We start from the raw sequence: 13,649 nt of genomic DNA on the forward strand, positions 1-13,649 counted from the left end.
GTGGTTCAGGCTTACCTTTTCCGTCTATTGGATTCCGCATAATCTCTTTAATAATATTGTTGAGCTTTTTGCGAGTCTTATTATCGCTTTCCCAATAGAGATAGTCGTTCCAGGCATCTGGAGTCCAAGCAATCTTTCTCATTGTTTGAACCATACGTCCTAATTCATTATTAGATTGTGCTCTTCGAGCTTGATGGTTCCATTTCTCACGCCGTCAATCTGCGATTTCAAATATGCTTGATTTGACGGTTCGTAAAACGGATCTAGCGAAAAATCTAGCGGTATCCTCTTTTCGCGACCAATAGTTTTAATAAACACGTTCAGCGCGGCGCTCATAGAGATTCCGAGCTCTTTGCAAACTCGTTCCGCGTTGAGTTTGTCTTCTTTCTTTGCTCGAAAGTTTACGTTTACTATATCTGTTGTTGCTGTAGTCATTTTGACTCCTATGTCTATGGTGAATTTTGTACTTTTTCTCATACTCTCATATAAGTATACAATAATTCTATATAATGTAACGTAAATATCATTAATTATGCAAGCAATTATTGATGATTTTAGCGCGCGACGACCTGCTTGAGCGCTGCGATTTAGCGCGCGAAAGCAACTCGGAGCGCCGAGCTTGCTTAGGGTTGAAAGCACGGTGTGCTTTCAACGCAAGCGAGGACGTGAACGCGGCTAATCCGCGCGAGCGACACGACCTGCCTTTTCGCTTGGAGCGTAGCGCGCGGCTGCACAGTTTCTGTCGCTTTTTGCCGCGTAGCCGACTTTTTCTGTACACGCGCGTAAAGTTTCTGCCGCTTTTTGGTGCGCGTAGGCGACATAAACTGCGCGCGGTTGAGTCGTTTCGGTCGTGCCTGTCTACTCGTTGCTTTTCCTGTACTGTTTTGTAGAATAGTTGTATATGCGCTGATGCGTTTAAACGATGCGTTTATATGTGATTTGCGTGATTTTAGTAACTTAGTGATTTGTTTCTGTGATTTGTTTCTGTGATTTTGCAGTGTTGCTTGTGATTTTGCAGTGTTACTTGTGATTTATGGGTCTTGTGTTAGAAGTTACGTTTTTGTTGCACTGCGCTAGGTTTTACGCACATTTTTAGGAGGGGTTTTATGGTAGAGCAGAATAAAAATTTAATTATCGCGGACGCTAGAAGTGTGCCATCTAAAGTGCTTATAGACGCTAAAAGCGTGCCAGTTAAAGCGCTTATAGATGCTAAAACGATAAAAGAGAAGATCTATAACATTCGCAATCAAAAAGTTATGCTTGATTTTGAGCTTGCTGAAATTTATGGGTATACTACGGCAAGATTCAACGAGCAGGTAAAAAATAACATAGAAAAGTTTGATGATGACTTTATGTTTCAGCTAACTGCTGATGAGTTCAAAAACTTGATGTCGAAAAATTCTACATCAAGTTGGGGTGGTCGCAGAAAGCTTCCATATGCTTTTACGGAGCAAGGTATTTATATGCTCATGACTGTGTTAAGAGGCGAACTTGCCATAATTCAGTCGAAAGCGCTTATTAGAACCTTTAAGCAAATGAAGGATTATATTGTTGAAAATAAGGATTTTATTGGCGCGAAGGAATTAGCTAAGCTTGCGATTCAAACGAATCAGAATACTAAAGATATAGCGGAAATAAAATCTCAAATGGCAACGAAGGAAGATTTTAATAAGGTAATGGATAATTTTATTAATCCAGATTCGTATAAACATTTTCTTCTTATGGACGGCAATAAAATAGAAGCGGATCTTGCGTATTGCAAAATATATGAGTCAGCTAAGAAAAGCATTTACGTTGTAGATAATTATATTGGTCTTAAAACTTTGGAACTATTACGTTTTGCTGGTGAAGGGGTGGGAATAGTAGTTTTTAGTGATAATGCTAGGAATAAGAATATGCTTACGGAAAGCATGTTGGGAGATTTTGTAAGCGATTATCCTGGTGTTGATTTGAAGTTTAAGACTGCTGGCAGAAAGTATCACGATAGGTATGTGGTTATAGATTATGGAACGGATGATGAGGCTGTTTACGTTTGTGCGCGACGACCTACCTTTGCGCTTAAAGCGTAGCGCGCAAAGGTAATTCGGAGCGCTGAGCTTGCTCAAAGTTGAAAGCACGGTGTGCTTTCAATGCAAGCGAGGTCTGCCTTCGTCAATAAAGACGAAGGCAGGGCAGGTTTGTGTGGTGGTTCATTGTGAATTCGGTTGTGTTTTGTGTGCGTGCGTATGCGGCATAAACTGCGCACGGCTGCACAGTTTCTGCCGTTTCTTTCGGCTCCGCACTTCTGCTCGCGCTTTCTGTCTGCACTCGCGTAAAGTTTTTGCCGGATTAAGGTGCGCAAACAACCGTTTCTTTACATAGCTGTAAAGCTTTTGCCGTTTTTTGGCGCGGAAACGACTTTTTCTGTACATGTGCGTAAAGTTTCTGCCGGAATCTGGCTGGGAAGCAGCATAAACTGCGCACGGCTGTAAAGTTTCTGCCGGATTTTGGTGCGTAGACGACCTTTATTTTACACCGCTGTAAAGTTTCTGCCGGAATCTGGCTGGGAAGCGGCATAAACTGCGCACGTGTGTAAAGTTTCTGCCGGATTTTCTTTCTGACGCGATGACATGCTTGAGTGCTGCACAGTATATATAGCAGCACGGCATATAGCGACGAAGCACACAGTATATAGAGACGAAGCATATAGCAGCACGGCATATAGTGACGAATCTCACATGGGATACAGCAGCGAAGTACACAGCACACAATACACACAGCGTATACAAGCACTGCATATACCAGCACAGTATATAGCGGTGCGATGCATGCGCTATAACAACATGTAGTACTTTGTGTTGGGAAAGTGGTCGGTTTTTAGACACGCCGAAGACGCGATTTCGTCGTTTTGGCGTCGGAAATTATTCATTATAAATGCGTTTTACAGTAGATTTTTTAGCGATATTCGTGAATTATAGAAATTTTTTATATGCACGAATATAACACGTGTTTTGCTTGAAATCATTCATGGGGGGGGTATAAATATTAGAGGCTTTTCAGCAACCATGCTTGCATATAGGGCATACAGATATGTTATACTGACTACCTGTGGTTAGCTCTGTCTATGGCATTTGCAGTAGTATGCGTACAAGGTTTTAGTACGCTAAGCATTGGCATCGTATGCAGGTTGAGTACGTGAAGTCTTAAAGATTAGAGAGTTGGAATTTGGGATATACTGCGGCTTGTGCGGCGGTTGAGGACCAGGAAGGCGAGAAAATGTTACCAGCAAAGTTCCGTGGATTCGCATCACGCGTGGGTCGTCTTGCGTCGCGCGCTTTGGTCTGGCGTAAGACCAGCGCTAACGACGCCGTTCGTACTTCCAGCACCGCAGTTATTTCTTCCAGCAATGCCAATACTTTCGGCGCTGCCAGCACTTCTTTCGACAATGCAGTCACTTCCAGCAACGCAGCCACTTCCGGCAGCGTCACCATCGCTCGCGCAGCACGCCCATCTCACACTCTTCGCCGCGCGCTCTTCGCAATGTTCGTAGCCGCCGCCACCATAGTAACCATGCTCATAGTGCCGCCGGTAAAAGAAGCTAATGCAGCTAATGTTAGTTGGGATTACATTGGTAATGGATATATTTCTCCTAACTCTGTTGCGAGTTATGATGTATATAGGGATTTCGGTGTTCAGCCGCCAGATATAAATACAGTAACCGTTAATGGAAAGAAAACAACAACTATCACTTGGAATGTTCTTTTTAATGCCACTTCTTGCAGAATTAAAAAAATTGCGAATCCATTTCTAGACTGTGATGAGGAAGCTGCTGAGCATACTTATGGTGGTAGACCTGACTTTTATCTTATTCTCCCTGCGGATCTTAAGGACAATACTATTAAGATTACGCGTTATAGAACTAGGAGTGACGGTCGACATCCTGTTAAGAGACAGGATGGTGGCTATTCATTTATTAATACGTACTCTTGGGAGACTCGAGGCGAAAATCAATCACCAGGTGATTTTAATGGTGGAAGCAATGAAACCAAATTGCCTGGTGATAAAGGATACGATGGCCTATGGGATAATTCTATTTCACAATGTGGTATGGGTTCAAACAATGCTTGTGAAATTAATACATGGCGTAGAGCTGGTAAATTTGGCAGAATTCTTAAATCTTGGGAACAAGATAATGGTGTAGATGCTATTCGCTGGATTGTTTCTGCTGAAGTTAAAGATGGAGTGAATCCTTATGACATGCCTTTCCTTGCTGGCTGGATTTCGCTTAGAGGTGACAAGCATAAGTTTACAGCTTGGGGTCCGTATGATCACGATGGTGATGGCATACCAGACTTGGAAGAGTTTAAGTATGGTTTAAATCCTAAAAATGATGATGACATCCAGTTCCCAAAGAGGTCTAAAGAGGACGCTGTTTACGGTGAAGTTACTTCCGTGAAACCGTATATAAATACTGGTGAGTGGGTTGGTGATTCTTATAACGGCAATTTTAAATATTATAAGGACATGCCAAATCATGGAGGCAGAACTACGTCTGAGATGATTCCAACTGATGCTGGAATAGAATTTACGTTTAAAAAGAATGAAATTGGGAATAGGGAGATACTCCCGTCTGGTGTTACTAAGGCTAGTAGTCCTAATAATATGAAGCCTGGTCAGGCATATATTAATCTAAGAACAGGCGAAATTAAGTATAGTCCTAAGCCTTCTGATAGAGGCAGAACCATACATTTTGATGTTCAAATAAACTATCCTGATCCTAGACCTAACAATTGTAAAATGAACAATTCAATTGTGAAGGTTAAAGGCGTTGATATACACGTCGTTTCGCAAGCGTCCCGGTATAACCCTGAATATGAAACATTGAAGAATGTGGAACCTACGTCATCGAATGCTTTTACTGAGCGTCCTAAGAGCGTGCGACCAAATGGCAAGTATTGGGTTAAGGAAGGCCCATTGCCCGAGGGAACTACTTTTACCTTAAGGCAATATAAAGGTAATGGTGGAAAGGGTGGCAACATTGGTGACCCAGTGCTTAAGTGGTCACATATTGAAAATGAAGATAAGAAAACAGGTAGAGTACATTTTAAGCCAGGTAGAAAAGAAGCTGGACTGAAGGGGAAAACTCCTGTTATTGTTACGTATCCAGATGGTTCTACATCTGAGGATTCTGATGCTGCTAACTTCAATGGCGGTAAAGGTGTAGTGTACGCCAGTGTGGAGGTCAATAAGCTTCCAGTTGGCGATCAAGATATGCATTTGAATATTCATAATGGAAATAATGAATATAGTCTTGCTGGTGCTCCAATCAGAGACTCTGATATTTTGCATTATACGAACAGCATGCCTATTAAGCCTAATTTAGTACTTGACTCATGGTCTAATGTTCAGCCTGGTAAAATTGTTTTCCGAACATTGTGCAGTGAGGATTCTACAGCTAACCGTAAGTACACATTTTTATCTAATGAAAATCAAGAATTTAATGGCTTGAAAATTGGTAAGCCTGTACAATGGGAAAAGCTCAATATAGCTAAAAAAAATTGCAAAGATAAGCAATGTGATGCAAAAAAATATTTGTACACTGATGATAGTGATACAGCTGAGCGTTCTCGAGCTGTTATTAGTGGAACGCCTAAAAATAATGGCAATTTTACGTGTGTTGTATTCGCGTTGCATGCGGGTAGTGATACTCTCAATAACCTTGATAAGCTTGCAAAAAATCATCCTGAACAGTTAGCTATGTTTACTAGTCTTACTTCTAAAGATATAGCTTCGCGCACATTCCGTTTCCAAGTGCACCCAATGGCAGAAATGTACAATCCTAAGTACGAGACTTCTACTGTGCAGGCAGGTAACTTTGATAAGAATAATAACGTTTCTAAAGTTCCAAGAAGCTTCAGAAATGCTAATGGAGTTACGAATAATCCTAGCTATGTGAAGAACAATGCACCTTTGCCAGATGGAACTTGGTTTGAGCCTTCGAATCTGAATAACAAATTGTCGAAATGGGCTTCTTTTGAAGATGGCCAAGACAACAAGCCTGCTAATAATAATAATGTAGGTAATCATCATAATGATGGAGATGGTGCAAAATACGGTAAGGTAACTTTTAGTCCAGATAAGTGGCAGGAAGCAGACACTTACAATTATCCGGTAGTTGTGCATTATCCTGATGGTTCTAAGTCAACTGACCGTGGGTCTGCTAATGGCGGCAAACCTGTGAATGCTCCAGTTAATGTAGAGCGACAAACAGCAAATCCAGATTTTCATTTGAATCTGTATACTGGCAGAACTGGCGGAACTATTATTATAGATAACGATCCACAGGGTGTTACGTTCAAAAAGAATCAAAATGTTGATATGTTAGTAGACTCATGGTCTACTTATAAGCCTGGACCTATTGATCAACGAGTGATTTGTTACAAGAAGGATCCTAAGACTGATCAGCCAATTGCTGGCTCGTATCAAGTTGGTGGAATTAATGGGTTGAGCCTTACTGGTGACAGTAATGGTAAGCCTAAGCAGTGGCAGCATGCTGATGTTAAGAAGCATAGTGAAAAGCGTCAAAAATGCAATCGTAATGATAGGAGTGGTTGCGAAACTGGAACTTATCTTTATGACTATGATGTAAAAGATGGTGTTGACGGCAATAGGGAAACCACAGAACGAACGAAAGGTCGTATTACCGGTAATCCTAAAGATTATGGCGATTTTGTTTGTACGGTTTATGGATTGAAAACTCTTTCGCATAAAGGTAACAACGGCAGTCTTGTTTCTCGTTTCGATACTTTTGTTAAAAATATCAAAACTGATACAAGCGGAACACTAAGTAATATTAACGAATTACTCAATAACAAAGTAGATACGAAGAATCCTCAAAATAACTCTGTGCGACACATTGATTGGGAATCTGTTACTTTCCCAATTCACGTGCATCCTGACGCATATTATTACAATCCTGTTTATGATCTTTCAAAAGTGATAGCTGGAAATAAAGTAACATCTAATTCTCCAACGAGTGTGAAGCCAGGTAGTGGAACTACAGATAATATTTATATTCAGAAGGATGCATATGACGCTATTAAGGAAGGCGCTTTGCCTCCTGGCACTTGGTATGAGCTGAAAAAGTATTCTAAGCCAGATAGAAGTAAAACTAAGTATGGCAAAGATTCTCTTGAATGGGCTAAGTGGGATCCTGCTACAAATAGTAACGAACCGGACAACAAAAACGACCCTAATAACCATATAGGTAAGCATCATGATACTGGTGATGGTGCAATATACGGTAAGGTGACCTTTAGACCTGATAAGTGGCAGGATGCCGCTACATATTATCAGCCTGTTGTTGTGCATTATCCTGATGGTTCTACGTCTGAGGATGCTGAGGCTGGTAACAATCAGTTCAGTAAGACTCAGAATGCTAAAGACACATTCAATCCTGTGTATGCTCCTGTTGCTGTTGGTCGTGAAGACGATAAAAATACGCTTAATCTTAACCTGTATAAGCATTACTACGATAAGGGCATGGGCAACGGCTACGACCTTAAAGTAGGCGAGTCCTTAACTAACGATGCAACCTTCGACTCGTGGATGACTAAGTCTGTTGGTAAGTTACATCAGCATGTAATCTGCTCTAAGAAGGGAACGGACGGTAAGTATAGCGAGTATACATATAATGCTTTGCCGGGTCATTTTGATAAAAAAGGTAAGAATGCGAAAGATGACGAAAAAGACGGATTGAGGTTTAAGAGCCAGAAAATCTGGGATCACGCGAGCTTTAAGCAGCAGGAGCAGTGCCGCGCAGATAGTAAGAAATGCGATAAAAACAACTATCTGTACGACAGTGACGGCGCTTCCGAGCAGACGCGCGGATATTTTGGCGGAAAGGCTCAAAAGACTGGAGACTACCAGTGCAAGGTCTACGTTATAAGTGGAGATAAGAAGTCCACTGAGTTTGAGAATGCGGTTAAAGCTAAACTCAAGAAAGATACTTCTGCTGATCCAGCTGTTGGTATCTTTGATAAGACTAAGGACAATAAGTATCCGTACGGTGAAGACGGTAAAGGTTATAAGACTGGCTCTTTCGAGGTCCGCATTCACAACGACGCTCACTTCTATAATCCCGTGTATGAGAATGTGAATGTTCAGGCTGGTGGAAGTGTTGAAACTGCTGTACCTAGTAGCAAGAAGCCTGTTGCTCCTGCAAATGATCCAAACAAGTATGATTACATCAAGGAAGGATCTTTCCCAGATGGTACTTGGTTTGAGTTTAAGACAGAAAAGGGCAAGGATGGCGTTACTCGCGAACTGCAACCAGAATGGGCATATTGGGGAACCAATAACAATGAAGACCAAAGCAATAAGCCTGACAATCTTGCCGATCCTAATAATCACAAGGGCAAGCACAGTGAAAAAGGCGACGGTGCTAAGTATGGCAAGATAACATTTAATCCAGACTTATCTATTAAAGCCAATTCATACAAAAAGTATGTTGTTGTGCACTACCCGGACGGTTCCACTTCGGACGATCCTGATGCTGGCAATAACCAGTTTAAGGCTTCATCGAGCGCAACCAGCACTATGAATCCGGTGTTTGCTCCTGTAAAGGTTACGAAAAAGAATAACTTTAACGACCTTCAAATGGAGTTGCTAAGGTCTGAAGATGCTGATCCTAAGCAAGATTCTCTAGGTACCAGTAATCCACTTACCGTTATGAGCGGCACGAGTCTTACTAAGAACCCGTATGTGCGCGCGTGGAGCGTTACTAATAAGAATCCGATTACATTCCGCATGTTGTGTACAAAAGATGGTCAGCAAAAGTGGAGTCGTGGCCTTGATGATTCGTTGAATATGCATTTGGACGATAAGAAGGGTGGTTACGGCGAGTTCGTAGAGCCATGGCCGTTTGCAACTCGTGAACAAAGAATCGCATGTAGCATGAATGATAACAATTGCTACCCTAATTTGCTGTACGGTTTTACAAAGGGAACTGGTCCTCTCGACAAAGTTAGCGCTGTTGCGCGAAGTGAAGTAGAGATTTCTGGTATTCCTCAGCAAGCTGGGACATACACATGTTCCGTGTATGCTCTTAAAGGCGATAGAGTTGAAAATGTAGGTAACACCGACAAAAAGCATGTTCTTGGCGGCAATCTTGATAAATTCCAAGAGATTTATGACCATGCAGATAAAACCAATGACGGAAAGTATATAACAGGCATTGATTGGTCTACTTTGCAGCCAAGTCAAGGTGTGTTTGGCAAAAAGCAAATGGGCGCATTTGGAAACAATTGGCAGCGTATTACCTTCAAAGTGAACGTGATCGATCCGCCTAAATTCGCGCTGCCAAAGACCGGCGGAATGAACTGGAACGTGCTGCTTGGTGCGTTTGCTGTGATTGGCACGGGCGTGATGGCGGCTGGGTTCTTCCTTGAGCAAACCAAGTGGGGGCGCGCGATGCTTGATGCGTTGCTGCGTAAGACACTGATTAAAGATTTTATCTGCAAAACTGCCAAAAAGCTTCGCGCTTTAAGGCGACGTAGCGAAAGGTGGCGATGCTGATGAAAACATTTGCACGCAATCCTGCTAGCCGGCTAGTCGCAAGACGTAACTGACTCGCAAGCTTGCAGTGCGATTCTCGCTAAAACTTGTTGCGCAATGCGACGCGCGCAAACAGTGGCTAGCGGAAAACGGTGGCTAGTTCACATACCCTGGTGCGCGGCAAAAAAGTAGCTAGCGGCAAACAGTGGCTAGATCACTGAATGCGGCACGCGTACGGAATGTGGCTCTCACTCGCAAGTTGTGGGAACCTCTGCATGTGGGAACCTCTGAATGTGGTCACACTCGCAAACCGCAACACAAAATAAAACAATAAACGTATTTTCCTCAAAACCTGCCCACAAGGGCACTGAACAAAGGAGAAGAAAGTGAATAAATTCACTAAACAATGCGTGGCGGCATTCGCCTCGCTCGCAATGGCTGGCACGCTGTGCGTCGCCGGCGCCGTGGTGGCAAACAACGTGGCATTTGCTACGGGTGCTGACCAAACAGCTGCTAAGCCAGCACCTTGGTCTGACGCTGGTAAGAAGCTGAAGGGGTAAGATCACCATCAATAAGTGGAAGTATGAAGGTGAGAATATCAAAAATACGCCAGTTAATGGTGCAAAGTTTAAAGTTACCAAGGTTACAAAAATTGGCGCAAACAATGTTGACGTTACTACTTATGCAGGATGGGAAGATATTGCTAAGCAAGTAACTAAATTAAACACCAATGATGAGTCAGGTGTTACCCTTGCTGCAAATGGTACAGAAAAAGAAATTAAAAATGGTAAAGCTGAATTTACTGATCTTGATTTAGGTCTTTACAAGGTAGAAGAATCTTTCGTTCCAAATGGATATTCCTCTGATGTTAAGCCTTTCTACATGACTGTGCCTCAGATTGATAAAGTTAATGGCGGCGGAGCCAAGTTTGTATACGAGGTTTCTGCTAATCCAAAGAACAAGGATGTTTCTGGTAACATCACTAAGGCTGTGGATGACACTAAGAAGTTTGTAGGTGCTGGAGATACAATTGCCTATACTATTTCTGCAGCTGTTAACAAGAGCAAGCCTACTAGTGGTAATTTAAAAGAAACTGATATTCAAGGTTATACCGTTTTCGATGATGCACCAACTGACGCTTTTGAAACCATTGATGAATCTGTTGTAAAGACAGTTAAGTTTGGTTCAAGCAATTTAAGTAAAACAACAGATTATACAGTCGAAAAAACGACTGATAAGACTCAGGCTAAGAAACTTGCCGATGGTTATACGCGTATATCTGTGAAATTTACTAGTGAAGGTTTAAAAAAGATTGTTGGAGTGTTGAATACAGATGCAGATCCATCACAACCATCTAAAGTTGTTGTAAGTCTTGAATTTAAGATTAAAGACAACCGAGATAAAAACAATAATCAGAAAAAAGATGTCACTTCCGTAGTAAACAAGTCTGGTTTTACTAATGGTCATGGCAATAACGAAAACCCTGGCGATCCTGTTGTTCCAGGTGAAGGTACTCCTGGTTCTGTAGCTAAGACTGAATTTGGTTACCTTCAGGTAAATAAGGTTAACGCTTCAGATAATGCTAAGAAACTTGCTAATGCAGAGTTTAAGTTATTTGCAGAGCAAGATAAGGCTAATGCTTGCGCTAAGGGTCTTGCTGAAGGAAAAGCAATCGCAAATGTAACTGAATGTGCATCTGCTTCTACATTTAATGGCAAAACTAACAAAAATGGTGAATTTGATACTTCATATAAGGCTAAGGCGGGAACTGCTATTTATCTTGTAGAAACTAAGGCTCCAGAAGGTTATGCTCTTTCTGACACTCCTAAGGCAATTACAATTACTGCTAATCAGACGCATACAGAAACGTTCGAAAACGTTCCAACCAGTGATCATGACTGGTTCAACCTTCCAAAGACTGGTGCTGCAGGCGTGATCATCTTTGCGTTGGCTGGCATGTGCTTGGTTGCTGTTGGCATGTTCATCTTCTTGCGCAACCGCAAGAAGGATGAAGAGCAGCAGGCTGCCTGATTGTAGTTGGTGACTGCTGAGAAAAAAATCAGCAGTCACTGCTGCATGAATGTAAATATCTGTTTGCATGGCATAAATATTGGAGCTGGGTGCGACTTGTTGCTCCCGGCTCTATATTTGTGCGCTTTAATTGAACTAACTAGCGAGCGCAAAATAAATAAATCGTAAATCAAATCTAAATCCAACGAAAAACTCACGAAACGAGGAAGCATGAAATTAAACGACGCTGTTGCTAAAGTATATGCTTTCCTCAACAAAATTGCCCTGAATATCCCCATCGTAAGTAAGCTTTTTAAGAATCGCACTGCTGAAACTAGTACTGCTGAAACTACCGCAATCGAAACTGCTATATCCGAAACTAATCCTGCAGATCAAAACTCTTCCGAGCAGACTTCCGCAAGCGCACAGCCCATCGTAGGCGCGCAAAAATCTAAGCAAAAATCCAAGCTCCGCCGCATCGTTGAACCAATCGCATTCGTGTTGGCAGGTATTTTGTGCTTCAGTTACCCTGTTGTTTCAACGCTTTGGAACAATCGCGTGTCGAAGGAAATTTCTAACGCGTACGACAAGTATAACCACGATCAGGCTGGTGATGTGCGCCGCGCTCACATTCGCGCCGCGAAGCTTTACAATAAAACTCGCAAGAATATGCTTACCACGGATCCGTATGGTCCGAATGGTCAAAAAGACGTAACTAACACGCCTGAATACAAGCGTTATCTTAAGGCGCTTGAGGAACCTATGGGCATTATCGGCATCGTAAAAATTCCGAAAATTGGTGTAAAACTTCCTATTTATCACGGCAGTTCGCAAGAAGTTTTGGCGCACGGCGCTGGTCATTTGTACGGTACGGATTTGCCGGTTGGCGGCAAGAACCGCCACACAGTTATTACCGCGCACACAGGTCTTGCTGACGCCACCATGTTTGACGATTTGGTGAATTTAAAGAAGGGCGACTACTTCTACCTCGACGTGCAAGGCGAAACTTTACGATACAAAGTGTTCCGCATCAGCGTTGTTGAGCCACACGATATTAGTTTGTTGCAGCGCGAAAAGGGGCGCGACTTGGCGACTCTGCTAACGTGTACCCCGTATGGTGTGAACTCGCATAGGCTTTTGGTGACGGGGTATCGTGTGCTGCCGGACCCTGTGAAGCCGCCGGATGACCACGTGCAATGGCCGCTTTGGATGACGCTATTCGTGGTTGCAATGGCGTTCTCATTGATTATTTTGTCCATGATGATTGCCGCTGCAACGTCTAAGCGAGGGCGACAGCTCGACATTCGCGGCAAGCATTTGCTGATTCTTTCGCGCAAAATGCTGCGTAAGTTGCGTCGCGAGTAACGCGACGACTGTGCGGTGAGCGTTGTGACTGCGCGCGCTAAATCGCAGCGCTAAAGCAGGTCGTTACTAACGCAGTCACTAATCTGCACCAGTAACAAAAAACGGCAGAAACTTTACGCGCGTGTAAAGAAAAAGTCGGTTACGCGCGAAAAAACGGCAGAAACTTTACAACCGCGCGCAGTTTATGCTGCTTCCCAACTAGATTCCGGCAGAAACTTTACGCGCGCGCTGTGCTGCGCTCAAGCAGGTCGTCGCGCCTGCGTTTGGAGAGCAAAAGTAGCGCCAACCCTCCAAATGTGAGATAACACTCGCGCGAGTTTTGTAGGTGAGCGCGTTACTGCGCGAGCGTAAAATTTAGGTCATTTGCGCATATCGTCGGTTGGCTGAAAAATTTACGGTTTATATTGCGCAACGTACTAACATTAGTTGGTAAATCAGCAATATTTTTTTAAAAAACATTGTCAAAATGCAAGGTTGTTGAAAAATTCTGTAAATTATATGTTAACTACAGATTTTTTACATGTTACTTGTGGAAAGGTGTTTGCGAGAAAATGGCGTAATTTAGCCATTTTCCTATCCTAAATATAATTTTTTCAAATTTTATTTGTGAAATTAACAAGTCAAAAAAATTTTTTCTCTTTAAACAAGTGCTAGAGTATATGAAAAATATTTTGTTGCACTTGCAAAAATGCACCATTATTTGCTGTTTGCATGGGGGGGGGGGTATGCCTCTTATGCGA

The 13,649-nt window shown here is 42.5% G+C and carries 6 protein-coding genes; 4 read left to right on the forward strand and 2 right to left on the reverse strand.

The window, feature by feature from the left end; genetic code table 11:
• Nucleotides 1-154: type II toxin-antitoxin system YoeB family toxin (locus HXT50_RS00005; RefSeq protein WP_421777132.1), on the reverse strand; the 154-nt coding region annotated here is incomplete at its 3' end.
• 5 nt (nucleotides 155-159) lie between these two features.
• Nucleotides 160-435: a type II toxin-antitoxin system RelB/DinJ family antitoxin gene (locus HXT50_RS00010; protein WP_004105185.1), complete on the reverse strand. Its 276-nt coding sequence runs from the start codon at nucleotides 433-435 to the stop codon at nucleotides 160-162.
• 671 nt (nucleotides 436-1,106) lie between these two features.
• On the opposite strand from HXT50_RS00010, the gene HXT50_RS00015 reads away from it, so the two are divergent.
• From HXT50_RS00015 to HXT50_RS00030, 4 genes are all read left to right on the forward strand, one after another.
• Nucleotides 1,107-2,069, forward strand: coding sequence for an ORF6N domain-containing protein (locus tag HXT50_RS00015; protein ID WP_421776846.1), 963 nt, complete (start codon nucleotides 1,107-1,109; stop codon nucleotides 2,067-2,069).
• 1,186 nt (nucleotides 2,070-3,255) lie between these two features.
• On the forward strand, nucleotides 3,256-9,555 hold the full coding sequence (locus tag HXT50_RS00020) for a Rib/alpha-like domain-containing protein (RefSeq protein ID WP_421776847.1): 6,300 nt from the start codon (nucleotides 3,256-3,258) through the stop codon (nucleotides 9,553-9,555).
• Between the two features lie 576 nt (nucleotides 9,556-10,131).
• Complete coding sequence (locus HXT50_RS00025; RefSeq protein WP_421777133.1) at nucleotides 10,132-11,565, forward strand: SpaH/EbpB family LPXTG-anchored major pilin; 1,434 nt, start codon at nucleotides 10,132-10,134, stop codon at nucleotides 11,563-11,565.
• 210 nt (nucleotides 11,566-11,775) lie between these two features.
• The gene (locus HXT50_RS00030; protein ID WP_415696238.1) at nucleotides 11,776-12,909 is read left to right on the forward strand and encodes a class C sortase; all 1,134 of its coding nucleotides are present in this window, start codon (nucleotides 11,776-11,778) and stop codon (nucleotides 12,907-12,909) included.
• The last annotated feature ends 740 nt before the right edge of the window (nucleotides 12,910-13,649 follow it).

This window comes from Gardnerella sp. KA00243 (assembly GCF_049244105.1).
In the GTDB taxonomy this organism is placed as follows: Bacteria; Actinomycetota; Actinomycetes; order Actinomycetales; family Bifidobacteriaceae; genus Bifidobacterium; species Bifidobacterium leopoldii.